11 protein-coding genes are annotated in these 16,836 nt (G+C 56.9%); 6 read left to right on the top strand and 5 right to left on the bottom strand.

Annotated features, from left to right (window positions below; all coding sequences use genetic code 11):
- Positions 1 to 546 precede the first annotated feature (546 nt).
- The 5 genes from AO242_RS04055 (at position 547) to AO242_RS04080 (ending at position 9,994) form a co-directional block, all read left to right on the top strand.
- Complete coding sequence (locus AO242_RS04055; protein WP_099267781.1) at positions 547 to 2,082, top strand: hypothetical protein; 1,536 nt, start codon at positions 547 to 549, stop codon at positions 2,080 to 2,082.
- A gap of 165 nt (positions 2,083 to 2,247) precedes the next feature.
- Positions 2,248 to 2,691, top strand: coding sequence for a hypothetical protein (locus tag AO242_RS04060; protein WP_099267782.1), 444 nt, complete (start codon positions 2,248 to 2,250; stop codon positions 2,689 to 2,691).
- 367 nt (positions 2,692 to 3,058) lie between these two features.
- Positions 3,059 to 6,352 (top strand): transglutaminase family protein, encoded by a 3,294-nt coding sequence (locus AO242_RS04070; RefSeq protein WP_099267784.1) that lies wholly within the window; start codon positions 3,059 to 3,061, stop codon positions 6,350 to 6,352.
- A 244-nt stretch (positions 6,353 to 6,596) separates the two neighbouring features.
- Positions 6,597 to 9,092 carry a circularly permuted type 2 ATP-grasp protein gene (locus AO242_RS04075; RefSeq protein WP_099267785.1) on the top strand — a complete coding sequence of 832 codons (2,496 nt, stop codon included), beginning with the start codon at positions 6,597 to 6,599 and terminating at the stop codon, positions 9,090 to 9,092.
- Positions 9,092 to 9,994, top strand: coding sequence for a transglutaminase family protein (locus tag AO242_RS04080; RefSeq protein WP_099267786.1), 903 nt, complete (start codon positions 9,092 to 9,094; stop codon positions 9,992 to 9,994). The genes AO242_RS04075 and AO242_RS04080 overlap by 1 nt, the downstream gene beginning before the upstream one ends.
- 149 nt (positions 9,995 to 10,143) lie before the next feature.
- Here AO242_RS04080 and AO242_RS04085 read toward each other — a convergent pair whose 3' ends face one another.
- Positions 10,144 to 10,338 (bottom strand): hypothetical protein, encoded by a 195-nt coding sequence (locus AO242_RS04085; protein WP_027902387.1) that lies wholly within the window; start codon positions 10,336 to 10,338, stop codon positions 10,144 to 10,146.
- Positions 10,339 to 10,743: 405 nt separating this feature from the next.
- Between AO242_RS04085 and azu the strand changes: the two genes are divergently transcribed.
- Positions 10,744 to 11,190, top strand: a complete 447-nt coding sequence (gene azu, locus AO242_RS04095) for an azurin (protein ID WP_099267788.1) — start codon at positions 10,744 to 10,746, stop codon at positions 11,188 to 11,190.
- A gap of 253 nt (positions 11,191 to 11,443) precedes the next feature.
- On the opposite strand, the gene nadE is transcribed toward azu, so the two are convergent.
- The 4 genes from nadE to AO242_RS04115 all read right to left on the bottom strand — a co-directional run bounded on the left by nadE (position 11,444) and on the right by AO242_RS04115 (position 16,744).
- On the bottom strand, positions 11,444 to 12,271 hold the full coding sequence (gene nadE / locus AO242_RS04100) for an ammonia-dependent NAD(+) synthetase (RefSeq protein ID WP_027902389.1): 828 nt from the start codon (positions 12,269 to 12,271) through the stop codon (positions 11,444 to 11,446).
- Between the two features lie 46 nt (positions 12,272 to 12,317).
- A complete protein-coding gene (pncB, locus tag AO242_RS04105) occupies positions 12,318 to 13,517 on the bottom strand; it encodes a nicotinate phosphoribosyltransferase (protein ID WP_027902390.1) in 1,200 nt (399 codons plus the stop codon).
- 315 nt (positions 13,518 to 13,832) lie between these two features.
- A complete protein-coding gene (locus tag AO242_RS04110) occupies positions 13,833 to 15,347 on the bottom strand; it encodes a hypothetical protein (RefSeq protein WP_099267789.1) in 1,515 nt (504 codons plus the stop codon).
- Positions 15,348 to 15,847: 500 nt separating this feature from the next.
- Positions 15,848 to 16,744, bottom strand: a complete 897-nt coding sequence (locus AO242_RS04115; RefSeq protein ID WP_099267790.1) for a LysR family transcriptional regulator — start codon at positions 16,742 to 16,744, stop codon at positions 15,848 to 15,850.
- Positions 16,745 to 16,836 lie beyond the last annotated feature (92 nt).

Here is a 16,836-nt window from a genome sequence, read left to right on the forward strand (position 1 = left end):
TTTTCGCCTCATTTCCGTGCGACCCTTGCACCATGCGCGGAAGCTGGCGTGACTATGGTGCTGTGCTGTGCTGTGCTGTGCTGTGCTGTGCTGTGCTGTGCTGTGCTGTGCTGAGCGGGCAGTATCTACGCCGCATGCGCTAGACTTTGCCGGATGGCATAAGTCTTGCGCGGTTCCATTACCGTCCAGGCTCGCAGGAGGCACGCCGTGTCGATCACATTGCCTTGCACGACGTCACGCATTACCGCTACGAACGAGCGGTTTAAGGGGGGGGCCTCAATTGTCCGCCTGCGTAACTATCTGCAAGTTATGGGTAATGAGCTTTGTATGGAACTGATGCCGCGCGCCGCCGCGCCGTCAGAAGTTGCCTTTCGATCTGGGTTTCCTCCAGATAGCAACCCGCTTGACGCACACTGAAAGCAAAACAAGACTCTTCCCACGCGACGACAGAGTTAGTCCTACATCCATTGGGGCGGCCTGAGCCTATCCTCGGTTTCTTCAACAGAAGCGCTAGCGTTGCTAGCCGCCTAAGTCAGGGAGATCGCGGTGCTCATTATCAATAACAATTCAGTGAGAACTCAGGGTTTCATCTCAACTCTGGACAGCAGGCCCTCAGCCATAGCAAACATAGTTGCTGACGAGGTGACTCATCAGACCAGCACCGACAGCTCGGTTTCAGTCCTCGCTCGTCAGATTAGCGCGGCTGCTTCGCGTGCCCAGACCAGGGATGCCTCGCTCGACCCGCAGGCGCTTGGGCAAAAGGCGTCGCAATTGCTCGACGAGCTGTTGGGCGGTACTCATCAAGTTAACCAAGCCAATACGTTTGCCAGCCCTTTTCAAGGGATGCCCCGAGATCAGTTGGCTTTGATTGCGTATGACGAAGGTGGTGATTTTCCCGTCGCAGAGCGTGTCGCGGCCCTGCAAGAGTTATCCAGTCAGGAACAGCTCTGGCGGCAGACTGCGACCCAGCACGCGCTGCTTGAGTACGACGCCACCGGAAAGATGACCGGCTTTTTTAATGAAGCCCTTACTCATTTCAAGTCACTGGCACCCATTGAGCAAAGCCAGTACCCAATTAGCTATGCTGTCGATTTGCAGCAGAAGCTTGAGCTCTATTCGGGCAGCAAGATGTCGCTGAGAGAAATGGGCGCAGCGAACCCTCTGGAGGTTATTCAACAATCACTTCCCGAGCTGGCCTTTACTCAAGTATCGAGGTTGAGCGAGCATCCGAAAGTTGTCCCACTATCGCAAGTTGATGTAGCTGCTACTCAAGCAAATAAGGTGGGCCGCGATTTAATGGTGGAGCGTTTGTTCGGAGTACGTGAGCCCGCCATCGCCGATGCGTCGAAAGGTTTAAAATTTGGGGACCTAGCCCGTAACGAATGTGAGTACCTCACGAAAGAAGATCGCGGGCTGATTTCTGATATCTATGCTTATGCTCAAGGTGAGGATGTTGACATGGAATATGTTGATGGGGTCGCTCGTTCTCTTGGGCATTATCGGATGTATGGGCATTTCAAGTCGGATTTTAACAAGTGCAATTACGATCTCCAGGGTTGGAAGTTGACGGTTGCTTTTCCAGAAGAAGATGCAGTTGTCGCGTCGCGTATATTGAATGGCTCCGCGATCAATAGCACACGGCTCGATCCGGATTTCTTACGATATGCGCTGACTCCAGCCTCTGGCGCGTTGGTGAACTTGGGTTATTTTGAATTCATGGAACATGTCGTGACGAAGTTCTCTGATGAATCTAATACAGCAGCTCCTGTGGAGAGCACGTTCTCTAGCTATGTGCCCAGGCCAGGGGAGGGGTACTACGTAATGACGACCTCGAGTACGGTCAGGATGGCGAATTTCGTTCAATATGTCGTCAGTGAGGGGGGAGTTTTGCGTCTGACAGAGAAAGGTCGAGCACTGAGGGGGGATTCGGGAGAGGGGGACGATAAAACAGTTCGACCCCATCTGGAGCTTGTGAGGACCAGGGCGGGGCTGGAGATATTACGCGAATGGCCCGGCAATGATCTTTACCCAAGAGAGCCGGGTTGGCTTGGCAGTCTATGGGATCGGCTTGGAGAAATGTAGGGCTCGCACCGATCCTCGGCTTACAACGGCGCGAATCACTTAATCGCGCCGTATTGAGCGCAGCGATGCCTCTGATTGGTTTTTTATTTAATATATATGTATGTCGCGCGGCCTGGACGGTTGAGTAAGCTTGGGGTATTAAGCACAACACTCAAGGAATGACTCGTGAAGAAAATTATAGTGGTTACACTTTTGACTTTGTCAGCCAATACGTTCGCAGCAGAGGATGTCATTACAAAGTCTAAAGTGCCTGACCGGATTGTGGTCGCCAAAGCTGGCGTTGGTCTGTCGCAGTTTACGATGATGACTGTGGATTTTCCCAGAAGTCAACGTTATTTGCCGAAAAGCTTGGAGAGCATACATTGGACTAGTACCTACTATCCGAATAATACAGGTGAGCACGTTCAGATATGTTACACCCGGGCAGGTAGAGCTGGTTACGACCAGTGCGAAGAAATTTCCAAGAACTCTTCAGGCTCGACTGAGGCTTTTAATCACCATGGTTTTGACAGATTTGCGAGAATCACTATCAAGCATTTGGTGAGTGGCGGACAAAATCAGGGAACTCCCGCTGGTGAAGATTCAATAGCTGTTCACTACAGCTACTGATTGTTGAGTATTCACGCGCTACCCGCTTGAGTAACCACGCTGTTTTCCCTAAACACTCTTAAGTGGCAGCAAATTCATTCGCGAAAGCACCCCATTAGACGTAACTGATTTCAGTAGTCCCGCTGTCGTAAATGAATTCGCTGCCACAGATGATCACGATCTGCCTCAGCCCCCTCGACAGTCCGCCAGCTCGTTCACAAATTTTCCCTCCCTGTGCCTTATTTCTGTGCAACGCTTGCACCGCGGGGCACGGTAGGCGCTTTAATAGTGCCTGGTTCTGCCTCGCCATCGAGGAACCGCCGTATTTGCCCGGATGGCATAAGTCTTGCGCGGTTCCATTACCGTCCAGGCTCGCAGGAGGCACGCCGTGTCGATTCACATTGCCTTGCACCACGTCACGCATTACCGCTACGAACGAGCGGTTGAACTGGGTCCGCAGATTGTCCGCCTGCGTCCTGCGGCCCACAGCCGCACCCGGGTTTTGTCGTATTCACTGAAAGTCCTGCCTGAAAATCACTTCATCAACTGGCAGCAGGACCCTCAAGGCAACTACCTTGCGCGTCTGGTCTTTCCGGAAAAGACCAACGAGCTGCGTGTTGAAGTCGATCTGGTCGCCGAAATGGCGGTCTTCAACCCGTTCGACTTCTTCCTCGAGCCTTATGCCGAGAAGATCCCGTTCTTTTATGCCAGCGAAGAGCAGCGCGAACTGGCGCCGTATCTTGAAAAGCTCCCGCTGACGCCAAAGTTTGCCAACTATCTGGCCAGCATCGACCGCACGCCATTGCCTGCCATCGACTTCCTGGTCGGGCTCAACCAGCGCCTGAGTCAGGACATTGATTACCTGATCCGCATGGAGCCCGGCGTACAAACCCCGGAATTCACGCTGGAAAATGCTTCTGGCTCCTGCCGCGACTCGGCCTGGTTGCTCGTGCAGCTGCTGCGTCATCTGGGCATGGCTGCGCGTTTTGTGTCCGGCTATCTGATTCAGCTCAAGGCTGACGTTGAAGCGCTTGATGGGCCATCCGGTACCGACGTCGATTTCACTGACCTGCACGCCTGGTGTGAGGTGTATCTGCCAGGCGCAGGCTGGGTGGGGCTTGATGCGACGTCCGGCCTGTTCGCGGGGGAGGGGCATATTCCTCTGGCGTGCAGCCCGGAGCCTTCGTCGGCAGCGCCGATCAGTGGTCTGGTTGAACCGTGCGAAACCGAGTTCAGTCATGAAATGTCGGTGGAGCGCATTTGGGAAGCGCCTCGCGTTACCAAGCCTTACACCGAAGAACAGTGGGCCGAGATTCAAGCGCTGGGCCATCAGATCGATCGCGACCTGACTGACAACGACGTGCGACTGACCATGGGGGGCGAGCCCACGTTCGTCTCCATTGATGATCGCGACGGTGCCGAGTGGAACACCGCTGCACTGGGGCCGAAAAAGCGCGCCCTGTCGGCCGAGTTGTTCCAGCGCATGCGCAAACACTATGCGCCGCTGAGTATCGTGCATTTTGGTCAGGGCAAGTGGTACCCGGGCGAGCAGTTGCCGCGCTGGTCGCTCAATTGCTTCTGGCGTAAAGACGGGCAGCCTGTGTGGCACAACAATGCATTGATCGCCGACGAAACCGAAAGCTACGGTGCAACGGGCGAACTGGCCGGGAAGTTCCTGACCAGCGTCGCTGAGCGGCTGAAAGTGCCGACGCGTTTTGTGTTCCCTGCCTACGAAGACAATTTCTATTACCTGTGGCGTGAGGGCGCACTGCCTGCCAACGTCAGTGCCGAAGACTCACGTCTCAGTGACGAACTCGAGCGTGCGCGACTGCGCAAGGTGTTTGCTCAAGGGCTGGACAAGGTTATCGGTCAGGTCCTGCCCTTGGCGCGCTCCGTCGACGGTGATCGCTGGCAGAGTGGTCGCTGGTATCTGCGGGATACCCATTGCCGTCTGGTGCCGGGTGATTCGGCGCTGGGCTATCGTTTGCCGTTGGCATCGCAACCCTGGGTCAAGGCGGCGGAATATCCGTTCATTCACCCCACCGACTTCAATCAGGATTTCCCCGAGCTGCCAGATGACGGGCAAGTTCAGGCGCAACTTACCGGGCTAACAGAACAGCTGGACGCCAACGCTGAACGTATGCCGAAGATCGACGAGTCGGCCGACTGGCTGACCCGCACGGCGCTCTGTGCCGAAGCGCGGGAAGGGCGTTTGTATGTGTTCATGCCGCCGCTGGAAAAACTCGAGTATTACCTGGAGTTGGTGTCGGCCATCGAAGCCAGCGCCGAAGAGCTGAACTGCCCGATTCTGCTTGAAGGCTATGAGCCGCCGAGCGATCCGCGTCTGGCGAATTTCCGTATCACGCCTGATCCGGGAGTCATTGAAGTCAACGTACAGCCGTCCGCATCCTGGGACGAGTTGGTGGAGCGCACCGAGTTTCTCTACGAACAGGCGCGTCTGACGCGACTGACCACCGAAAAATTCATGATCGACGGCCGTCACACCGGTACCGGCGGCGGCAACCACTTCGTACTGGGTGGCGCGACGCCCGGGGATTCGCCGTTCCTGCGCCGTCCTGATGTACTGCGCAGCCTGCTCAGCTACTGGCACAACCATCCGTCGCTGTCGTACCTGTTTTCCGGGCTGTTCATTGGCCCGACTTCCCAGGCACCACGGGTCGATGAGGCGCGTAACGACTCCCTGTACGAGCTGGAAATTGCCTTCGCGCAGATGCCCAAACCCGGTGAAGAAGTAGCGCCCTGGGTCGTTGACCGGTTGCTGCGTAATTTGCTGATTGATGTCACCGGCAACACCCACCGGGCCGAGTTCTGTATCGACAAGCTCTATTCCCCGGACGGGGCCACTGGCCGTTTGGGGCTTTTGGAGCTGCGTGCCTTCGAAATGCCGCCGCATGCGCGGATGAGCCTGGCTCAGCAACTGTTGCTGCGTGCGCTGGTCGCGCGGTTCTGGCGCGAGCCGTATGCACCGGCCAAGCTGGCCCGATGGGGTACTGAGCTGCATGACCGGTTCATGCTGCCGCACTTCATCGAGCAAGACTTTGCAGACGTGATCGAAGAGTTGAACAGTGCCGGTTATCCGGTACGCGCCGAGTGGTTTGCGGCGCATCTGGAGTTCCGGTTCCCCAAGGTTGGCGATTATGCAGTCAGCGGCATCGAGCTGGAATTGCGTCAGGCGCTGGAACCGTGGCACGTGCTGGGCGAGGAGGGTTCGGCCGGCGGCGCTGTGCGTTACGTGGATTCTTCGCTGGAGCGCTTGCAGGTCAAGATTAATGGCCTTCCGCCGAAACGGTATGTATTGACCTGTAATGGCATTGCGATACCGTTGCAGCCCACCGGGCGGGTTGGCGAATTTGTTGCTGGTGTGCGTTATCGGGCCTGGCAACCTGCCAATTGTCTGCAACCGACCATTCCGGTGCATGCACCGCTGGTCTTCGATCTGGTTGATACATGGATGCAGCGCTCACTGGGCGGCTGCGAGTATCATGTCGCGCATCCTGGTGGGCGCAATTACGAAACCCTGCCAGTCAACGCCAACGAAGCGGAAAGCCGCCGTCTGGCGCGGTTCTTCAGGATCGGTCACACCCCCGGCAAACTGGAAGTGCCACTGCTGAGCGTTAACGATGAACTGCCAATGACGCTGGATATGCGTCTGCATAAATAAGAAACAGATAGGAGCTGCTGCCCCAGTATCCATTGCTCCGCGCTGTTTCGCGGCAACATTGGACTGTAGGAGCTCACCGAGGTTACGAGGCCAGCGATAGCGGTTTGTCTGATACGCCGCCATCGCTGGCCTCGTAACCTCGGTGAGCTCCTACAGGGAATCCTTTTTTGCATAAAACGCAGTCGACCCTCAGCTGACATCCGACTGCGCTACTCTGAAATTTTTAGTCTCTGCCGAGCCTTCCATGCGCGACTTGCTTGACCATTACCCTGTGTTTGCGGGTACCTATCACGAAATGCTTGATGCCGATGGAGTCGTTCGCCCTCATTGGCAGCGCATGTATGAGCAACTGCAACGCAGCACTTCCGCGCAATTGATTCAACGGCAGGCCCTGTTGGCCCGGCAGATTCAGGAAAATGGCGTCACCTACAACGTCTACGCCGACCCCAAGGGCGCGGACCGTCCGTGGGAGCTGGATCTGCTACCGCACCTGATCCCTGCCGAAGAATGGCAGCAGGTTGCGGCGGGCATTGCGCAACGGGCCAAAGTGCTCAATGCGGTACTGGCTGACCTGTATGGTCCGCAAACCCTGATCGCCCAAGGCCTGCTGCCTGCCGAACTGGTGTTTGGTCACAACAATTTTCTCTGGCCGTGCCAGGGCATCACCCCGCCGGAAGGCGCATTTCTGCATATGTACGCGGTGGATCTGGCGCGCACCCCGGATGGTCGCTGGTGGGTAACGGCTGATCGTACTCAGGCGCCGTCGGGTGCTGGTTATGCGCTGGAAAACCGCCAGATCGTGTCCCGTGCTTTCCCGGAAACCTATCGGGATTTGCGGGTTCAGCACCTGTCCGGTTTTTTCCGTGCATTGCAGGAAACCCTGGCGCGCCAGGCGCCGGCCAATAACGAAACGCCGCTGATCGTGCTGTTGACGCCGGGGCGCTTCAACGAAAGCTATTTCGAGCATCTGTATCTGGCGCGTCAGTTGGGTTATCCACTGGTGGAAGGTGGCGACCTCACGGTGCGGGACGCGACGGTGTATCTGAAAACCCTCAGTGGCTTGCGTCGGGTGCACGCGATCATGCGTCGCCTGGACGATGATTTCTGCGACCCGCTGGAGCTACGCACCGATTCCGCACTCGGTGTACCCGGCCTGCTGGAAGCGGTGCGTCAGGGCAAAGTGCTGGTTGCCAACGCGTTGGGCAGCGGTGTGCTGGAGTCACCGGGTCTGCTGGGCTTTTTACCGAAGATTTGTCAGCACCTGTTTGGCGAGGACCTGACCCTGCCGTCCGTGGCGACCTGGTGGTGCGGCGAGCCGCCCGTGCTGGCTCAGGCGCTAGAGAAGCTGCCAGATTTACTGATCAAACCGGCGTTTCCTTCGCAAAGTTTCTCGCCGGTGTTTGGCCGGGATTTGAACAAGGCACAACGCGAAGCACTCGCCCAGCGCATGCAGGCCAGACCCTACGCCTACGTGGCTCAGGAACTGGCGCAGCTGTCTCACGCGCCGATCTGGCAGTCCGATGGTCAGCAGTTGCAGCCTCGTGCCATCGGTATGCGTGTTTATGCCGTGGCCAGTTCTGAAGGTTATCGTGTCCTGCCGGGCGGACTAACTCGCGTTGCCGCCGAAGCTGATGCTGACGTGGTTTCGATGCAGCGCGGCGGTGCCAGCAAAGACACCTGGGTGCTGGGCGAGTTGTCGCAAACCGGTGAGCCCTGGAAAGGCCAGCGCACGTTGGGCGTGCACGACCTGATTCGTCGCGATCCGTATTTGCCGTCCCGCGTGGTGGAGAACCTGTTCTGGTTCGGTCGTTATTGTGAACGTTGCGACAACAGTGCGCGCCTGCTGCGCATCATGCTCACCCGTTATGTGGATGGCGACGACCCTGAAGCGCTCGAGGCGGCCGTGGAGCTGGGTGAACGTCTGAACTTACTGCCTGATGAGGAAGAGGGCGGAACATTGCCTGAGCGGCTTCTCGCGGCCCTTCTCGGCGAAGAGTGGCCGTTCAGCCTGCGCGCCAATCTGCAGCGTTTGCAATGGGCGGCCTCGCAAGTGCGTGGCAAGTTGTCTCGGGAAAACTGGCAGGCACTGGTCGAACTGCAGCGTGAAGCGACTAGCCTGGACAGCAAGGACCCTGATTTCGGCGAACTGTTGGACTTCCTCAACCGGCTGGTCATGTCGCTGGCAGCGTTATCCGGTTTTGCCCTGGATGACATGACCCGTGACGAAGGCTGGCGCTTCCTGATGATCGGTCGTCGTATCGAGCGGCTGAAGTTTCTCAGCAACAGCCTGTCGGCGTTTCTGCGCAGCGCGGCCGTGACCGATCAGGCCGGTCTGGAGTGGCTGCTGGAGCTGGGCAACAGCAGCATTACCTATCGCTCGCGATACCTGGCCGTGCCGCAGTTGATCCCGGTCCTTGACCTGCTGTTGCTGGATGATCAGAACCCTCACGCCGTGCTGTTCCAGCTCAAGCTGGTGTCCAAATCCCTGAATCATCTGAACGAAGAGTTCGGTGCGCCTCGCGATGCCAGCCTTGGGACGCTGGTTCGACGCCTGTCGAGTTTCGATCTGGGTTGTCTGGAGAATCCCTTGTTTGGTGACAGCAGTATCAAGGCCGTGCTGGAAGGGCTTGCGGACATGTTGCATAGCATTGGAGATGCCAGCGGGCAGGTTTCTGATCGCCTCGCCTTACGTCACTTCGCCCACGTCGACGATATCAGCCAACGTACGGTGTCCGTCTGATGAGCGCCCGTTACCAGATTTTTCACGACACGCATTACAAATACGACAGCCCGGTTTCGCTTGCCCAGCAGTTGGCGCACCTGTGGCCGCGACCCAATCCCTGGCAGCGCTGCACCGAGCAGCAGTTACTGGTCAGCCCGATCCCGACGATTCGCCGGGATGAGTTCGACGTGTTCGGCAACCCGCTGACCCGGCTGGCCTTTGAGCGGCCACATGATGAACTGGAAGTGAATGCGCGCCTGCAGGTCGAAGTCCTTGAGCGTTCGCCGCTTAATTTCGATCATTCGCCTGCGTGGGAAATGACTCGCAGCATCATGACCTACAACGCCCGGCCGATGTCGGCGGACATCATGGAAGCCTGTCGCTATCGTTTCGAATCGCCTTACGTGCATTTGAAGCAGTCGTTCATCGAGTTCTCGGCAGATTGCTTTGTGCCGAGTCAGCCGTTGATGTGGTGCGTGCAGGCATTGATGGAGAAGATCTTCACCGAGTTTACGTTTGACAGTGAAGCAACCCAGGTGGCGACGCCGCTGGTCGAGGTGCTGGAACGCCGTCGCGGCGTCTGCCAGGACTTTGCCCACCTGATGCTGGCGTGCTTGCGCTCACGTGGTTTGTCGGCTCGATACATCAGTGGTTATTTGCTGACCCAGCCACCACCGGGTCAACCACGGCTGATCGGCGCGGATGCGTCCCATGCCTGGGTGTCGGTGTTTTGTCCGGTACTGGGTTGGGTGGACTTCGACCCGACCAATAACGTGCAGCCTGCGCTTGAGCACATCAGTCTGGCCTGGGGGCGGGACTTTTCAGACGTTTCGCCGTTACGCGGAGTGATTCTGGGGGGTGGCAGTCACGACCCCGAAGTACGGGTGACGGTGATGCCGATTGAGGGTGAAGGTGACTAACCTCTTGCTCCCGGCTAAAGCCGGTCCTACGGACTCAATGCAATCGTAGGAGTGGCTTTAGCCGCGAGAGGGACAGCAGGTACGCTGCAATTGCTGGTTCAGGGAAAATGCGCTCCCGGCTAAAGCCGGTCCTACGAGAACAAGCTTTATCAGCTGGCTGGCTTGTCGTCAGTGCTGGTCTGTTCTACTGGCGCAGCTTCATCGGTCGCTTCAGTCGCTTCTGTCTCGCCTTCAGCACTGGTTTCGGCCAAGGCAGCGTTTTTGCGCTGTAGCTTTTCCTCTTTCTTCTGCTCTTTGGCCAGATCTCGCTGACGTTTCGCGAAGGAGTAGTTAGGTTTAGCCATGGGCGATCCTCTGTTTCATGCTGGAAATGCGGCCATTCTGCCTGAGAACGGCGTCGGGCACACGGCGTTGTGCGTCCTCTGGTCCAAAGCCTTAATTCCAGACACCAGTTTTTTGTTACTCACTCGTTATCAATACGGGTTTGATTCCTCAGCGCTGCTACCAGTGGCACCGCATGCGTAAGCGGCAAGCAAACTACGGAAAAGGGTGTTGAGCTGCATGATGGTCATCCTGAAAGTGGCGATGAGGCATCTTGCACGCGGCACTGATCGCCAGCTCTTTGATTGTCTCGATGACCTCGATAGCTAACTGCCACTGAGCCTTGTTGACGCAGGTCATTGGAACCTGACGCCATATCAGGCAGTCTTTGCCGGAATAAACAAAATACCCAGCCTTGGAGATTCCCCATGATTCGCAAGCTTGTTGCTGTATCCCTGCTGACATTGGCCAGCGGCCATTTGCTGGCGGCAGAGTGCAGCGTAGACGTTGATTCCACTGATCAAATGTCCTTCAACACCAAGGCCGTTGAAATCGATAAAAGCTGCAAGACGTTCACCGTAAATCTGACCCACTCCGGTAGCCTGCCCAAGAATGTCATGGGCCATAACTGGGTGTTGAGCAAAGAGGCTGACATGCAGTCGATTGCGACTGATGGCTTGGGTGCAGGCATTGAAAAGGATTATTTGAAGGACGGCGACGCTCGCATCATCGCGCACACCAAAGTGATTGGCGCTGGCGAGAAGGATTCGGTGACGTTCGATGTGTCGAAGCTGGATCCGTCTGAGAAATACGGCTTCTTCTGCTCGTTCCCAGGCCATATCGGCATGATGAAAGGCACTGTAACGCTGAAGTAAGCGTTACCTTCGCACCCCGGTGTCCATGGCCCCGCGCTGTCTCGCGGCAAACATAGGATCCGTAGGAGCTGCCGAAGGCTGCGATCGCGGTGTATCAGTAGAAACGCTTCGCAGCCTTCGGCAGCTCCTACAGAAAATGCATTTCAATCCAGTAGATTGCATGCTGTTTGATAGGAGCTAACTTGTTGGCGAGGCGATGTGTCAGGTGAAACGCTTCGCGAACAAGTTCAGTCCTACAGGAACCTAATCTACATCAAGGCGCGTACGGCAATTCCCGCTTGTGCTGGGTCTTGGCGTAGGTCTCACAAATGATCTTGAACGCTTCTTCACGCACAGGCTCACCGTGAAGGAAGGCGTCAATCTCGGCGTAAGTCACGCCGTGTGATGCTTCGTCCGGTTTGCCGGGCACCAGGTCTTCAAGGTCAGCGGTCGGGACTTTCTCGACCAGCGATTCCGGCGCACCGAAGTGACGGGCGATCGCGCGAACCTGATTCTTCACCAGCCCGCTCAGGGGGGCGAGATCGCACGCGCCGTCGCCGAACTTGGTGAAGAAACCCATCACAGCTTCCGCTGCATGGTCGGTCCCGATCACCAGACCCTGATGGGCACCGGCAATGGTGTACTGCGCGACCATGCGCATGCGTGCTTTGGTGTTGCCGAGTACGAAGTCCACAGCGCTGGCATTTTTACCTTCGAACGCTTTGATCTCGCTCGCCATGGCCTTGACCGCACCGCCGATGTTCACGGTGTGACGAACATCCGGATTGATGAAATCCACCGAAGCCTGAGCTTCGTGTTCGTCATGCTGGACAAGGTAAGGCAAGCGCACAGCGATGAACTGATAGCTGTCGTCACCGGTAGTGGTGCGCAGCTCTTCAACAGCGCGCTGAGCCAGCAGCCCGGCAGTCAATGAATCCACACCGCCGCTGATGCCCAGCACCAGCGTTTTCAGCCGGGCGTTGGTCAGGCAGTCCTGAATGAAAACGATACGCCGGGCGACTTCGGCTTGAAGTGCGTTTTCGTCGGCGAAAGGCGGTTGCACCTTGAGCTGCTCGGCGATCTGGAGCTGTACGGCTTGCATGATTCACTCCTTGGTAAGGATGGGGGCGACGGCTTCTGTTTGCGGATCAGTCCGCCACTTTGAACACATGTCGCAGGTACGAGACGAAGTTGGGGTCTTTGCATTGCGTCTTGCCGGGTTCGTCGGAGATTTTCGCAACGGGTTGCCCGGCACAGGCGGTCATTTTCAGAACGATACTCATGGGTTCGACGCCCGGTATGTCTGCAGTGAGGTTAGTGCCAATTCCGAAGCTCACGTTGATGCGACCGCGCAACGCGCGAAATATTTCCAGAGCCTTGGGCAACGTCAGGCCGTCGGAGAACACCAGCGTCTTGCTCATCGGATCAATGCCGAGCTTCTGGTAATGGGAGATGCATTTTTCGGCCCACTTCACCGGATCACCGGAGTCATGGCGCAGACCATCAAACAGTTTGGCGAAATACAGATCGAAATCCTGCAGGAAAGCATCAGTGGTGATGCAGTCCGTCAGGGCGATCCCCAGCAATCCCCGGTATTCGTGCACCCAGCAATCGAGCGCGGCGCTTTGACTGTCGATCAGGCGCGGGCCGAGTTGCTGGTGAGCCATGATCCATTCGTGGGCCATGGTGCCTAACGGTTTCAGGTCAAATTTGCGTGCCAGTTGCACATTACTGGTGCCGACAAACTGGCCAGGGAAGTCGCGCTTGAGCACGTCGACGACTTCTTCCTGAACGCGATAAGAAAAACGACGACGGGTGCCGAAGTCAGCGACCTTGAGTTCAGCCAGCTCGTCAGCCTTGGCATTCGCGGTCAGCCAGTCGAACTTGCGATACAGCTGATCCCGCGCTTGGCTGAGCAGGATTTCGGGGTGGCGGTGGCGGTTGCGCACTTCACTCACAATCGCCAGCACCGGCACTTCGAAAAGGATCACATGCAGCCATGGCCCTTGCAGGCGAATACATAGCTCATCATTTTCGATGGTGGTTTTCACATAGCGTGTGTTGAAGCGGAACAGGCCGAGAAACCTCAGGAAGTCGGGCTTCATGAAGTTGATGCGTTCCAGGAAGTTCAGCTCCGGAGCCGCCAGCGACAGCTCGCACAGCTTCTGGATTTGTTGCTGGATTTCACCCAGATAGGGACGCAGGTCCTCACCGTTTCGGCAGCGAAATTCCCACTCAACGTCGACGTTGGGGTAATTGTGCAACACCGCCTGCATCATGCTCAGTTTGTACAGATCGGTGTCGAGCAGGTTTTGCACGATGCGATTGGAGAAAGCGCTCTCGCTCATTGGGTCGCTCCAGCAGGACCGGCCGCCAGACGCGGCCAAACGAAAAATGAATCAAGTGGTCACGGCGTCCCGTGGCAGAGCCATCGAGCGCTCATTGAGCTTGTTGTTGATAATGACCGACATAATGCCAGTCAGTGCGGGATAGGGGCAGTTTTCTTTGGTAGGGGCTGGTGGCGAGGTCTTGTCAAACATGAAACGGCTATCAGATCTGTAGGAGCGCACGAGCACCGCGAGGCCGCGATGGCGGTGTATCAGGGGGAACGCTATCGCGGCCTCGCGGTGCTCGTGCGCTCCTACAGTAATGCGTGTTGTATATCAGCGCACCGCAGCAACCGCCGGAAAATTAAGAGTGAATTTCCCGTTGGGTGTGTCATCACGAAACCGCTCCATCACAGTCTTGAGCTTTTTCGCCGATTCCTCGTCGGTGGCGTAGTAAAAAACGCTGGACGCTGCGGCCGAAGCGCGAGGGATGGTCAGGCGCATTTCTGCTACCTCAATCCAGTTCTTCGGCCTCTCCGGGAACCACTCGTTGTAGACAAATGCGTAGTGAACGTCCTTCTCGTCCATCAGTGTGGTCATCCAGTCGACGTCGTTGCGCGTCTTGCGATAGTGCAGCGCCTGGATGCTGCCCAGCCCCCATAAATCCAGAATGTATTGGTTGCCATTGAGCGCGACAAGGCCCAAATCATTGACGGCTACCGGTTCGCCCAGTGCCCGGACGATCTCCCCGCTGGAGTACTGCTGGTTATAAATTGCTGCCGAGGAAAGAGGCACACGCAGCGTCGTGTACACCGGAATCGCGAAAGCGACCGGCAGCATTGCGAACAGGGCGGTCATGTAGCGCTCGCTCATGCGTGTGACACAGGCGTAGATGACGAACACGCCAACAAAGGTCAGCCAATAGGCTTCATAGCGGCCTTGCCCTGATCGACCAAACAGCGTGTGCAGCGCCGCCACAGTGAGCAGCATCAGGATCAGGGGCTTCCTGTCGAAAAACAGCACGCAGACGAACAATTGGGCAAGCAAGACCCAGCCATAGGCATCGAGCTGATTCGTGACGTTAAAGAACAGCGCGGCCAGGCCCGTACCGGTTTTTGCCTGTACGGACGACGGGATGTAGCCCAGGCCCAGATGATTCAAGAACAGCGAAAATGCCACAACCAGCGCTCCGATAACTGCAGCGCTGATCACCGTCGCACGCCGTTCGCCATGCCAGAACAAGTAAGCCAGTACTGGCAGAGAAACGGCCAGTCCTTCATAGCGCACCAACGGCAATAGAATCAGCGCGATATAGATGGGCAGCGGTGTTATGGCTACCTGACCGAACTCTTTTTTCACCACCGCGCACGCTATCAAGGTCACGAGATAGACCTGCAGCGTGTGCTCCATCCCCGCGAAAATCAGGCCGTAGAGATTGGTGGCGAGGAAGAAACCACCGAGAATCAGCACCTTGCTGATTGGGTGCAAACCCTCGAGCAACCTGAGCAAAGGGCCTATTGTCAGGAACGCGAAAATCAGATTGAGGAAAAAAGGTGCCAACACCATCCCGTTCCCCAGAACGGCAAAAGGTGCGAGCAGGAAAGGCCAGATAATGCTTGAGGATGGCGCTGAAAATTCACCGGGGTTGATACCGTAATGGCCGCTGAACATCTGTTTGGCCAGCGCGAGGTGAATGTATGGATCGTCCAGCGTGTAAATGAACATGCCGTGGTTGTTGATCAGGATCGCCAGCGTCATCAGTATCACCGGCAACGCGAGCAAAATAACCGTCAGGTGCCTGTCTGTAAGCCGTGGCAGTGAGTTTGCCTTTGCAATGTTAGCGGTCGCCATAGCGTCATAACCTGTCAGGGGATCAAGTCAGGGAAACTACGTAGCGATCGACATGCGCAGCGCGAAGGCTTCTACCCAGGGTTGCAGGAATATAGGTTCAACGCCGGGCTGCACACAGCCATAAAAAACTATTTGATGGGTAGAAGCAGCCGTAATGCTGGCGTCAGGATTTGGTGGGGTGTCAGGTAGGAGGCAACTTGTTGGCGAGAGGTTTACGCGGTGAATCAGGTCTGGCGCCTCGCCAACAAGTTCGCTCCTACCGTGTGATGTGGTGTCAGGCAGGAAGCAACTTGTTGGCGAGAGGTTTACGCGGTGAATCAGGTCTGCCGCTTCGCGAACAAGTTCGCTCCTACCGTGTGGTGTGGTGTCAGGTAGGAGGCAACTTGTTGGCGAGAGGTTTACGCGGTGAATCAGGTCTGGCGCCTCGCGAACAAGTTCGCTCCTACCGTGTGATGTGGTGTCAGGCAGGAAGCAATTTGTTGGCGAGAGGTTTCGTGCGCTCATTCTCCTCCCAACTGCTCAAGCATCCACTTGGCAAAATCCCTGATCTTCGGCACTTCAGCAGCGTGCTCCGGGTAGGCCATATAATACGCGTCGCTGCTTGGCAAGGCGTGTTGCCATGGGATGACCAGCTTGCCGTCGGCCAGTTCTTCTTCCACCAGAAACCGCGGCAGCAGGGCGACGCCGCAGCCGACCTGCGCTGCGCGGATGCACATGTAGAAGGTTTCGAAGCGTGGTCCGTGGTAGCTGTGCTCGGTGTGATAGCCCTGACTGTCGAACCAGTCATGCCAGCCTTGGGGGCGATTGGCGTTTTGCAGCAGGACCAGATCGGCCAGCTGTGTCGGATCGGTAAACGGTATGGCGGGTAGAGCGCTCGGTGCGCAGACCGGCACCAACTCTTCGCCAAACAACCGAATGCTCTCTGCGCCCGGACGCGCGCCCTGGCCGAAGTAGAAGGTGAAATCGCAGCGGCTTTGAATCAGGTCATCGTTCTCCTGCTCGTTGACCACATCCAGGTGGATATGCGGATGACGCAGACGCCAGCCTTTCAAACGCGGTACCAGCCAGCGTGCGCCGAAGGTCGAGGGCGTAGAGACGCGCAGCACCTCAGTCTCGCCGCCATAGGAGCGCAGGAAGTGCGTGGACATTTCCATCTGGCTCAGAATCTTGCGCACTTCGCCCAGATACAGCGCGCCGGCCGGGGTCAGTTGCAAGCGGCGACGCACGCGGCGAAAGAGCAAGTGCTGCACCAGTTCTTCAAGCTGCGCCACTTGCTTGCTGACCGCACTTTGCGTGAGGTTCAGTTCCTCGGCCGCGCGCGTGAAGCTCAAATGCCGGGTGACCGCTTCAAAGCATTGCAGCGCCGTGATGGACGGCAGGTGGCGTCTGTTGAGCATGTTCTGGCCTTTTCCGATCTTGATACTGCGAGCATGAATAAAAGGAATGATATCTCGCCTAATGGTCGTTTGTTGATGGCGTTAAGGCCAGT

Origin of the sequence: Pseudomonas sp. ICMP 561, assembly GCF_002699985.1 — a bacterium.
GTDB lineage: Bacteria > Pseudomonadota > Gammaproteobacteria > Pseudomonadales > Pseudomonadaceae > Aquipseudomonas > Aquipseudomonas quasicaspiana.

Coding starts and splice junctions, on each gene's coding strand:
- AO242_RS04075 (WP_099267785.1), top strand. CDS start 6,597: ATGCGCGACTTGCTTGACCATTACCCTGTGTTTGCGGGTACCTATCAC.
- AO242_RS04080 (WP_099267786.1), top strand. CDS start 9,092: ATGAGCGCCCGTTACCAGATTTTTCACGACACGCATTACAAATACGAC.
- AO242_RS04085 (WP_027902387.1), bottom strand. CDS start 10,338: ATGGCTAAACCTAACTACTCCTTCGCGAAACGTCAGCGAGATCTGGCC.
- azu (WP_099267788.1), top strand. CDS start 10,744: ATGATTCGCAAGCTTGTTGCTGTATCCCTGCTGACATTGGCCAGCGGC.
- nadE (WP_027902389.1), bottom strand. CDS start 12,271: ATGCAAGCCGTACAGCTCCAGATCGCCGAGCAGCTCAAGGTGCAACCG.
- pncB (WP_027902390.1), bottom strand. CDS start 13,517: ATGAGCGAGAGCGCTTTCTCCAATCGCATCGTGCAAAACCTGCTCGAC.
- AO242_RS04110 (WP_099267789.1), bottom strand. CDS start 15,347: ATGGCGACCGCTAACATTGCAAAGGCAAACTCACTGCCACGGCTTACA.
- AO242_RS04115 (WP_099267790.1), bottom strand. CDS start 16,744: ATGCTCAACAGACGCCACCTGCCGTCCATCACGGCGCTGCAATGCTTT.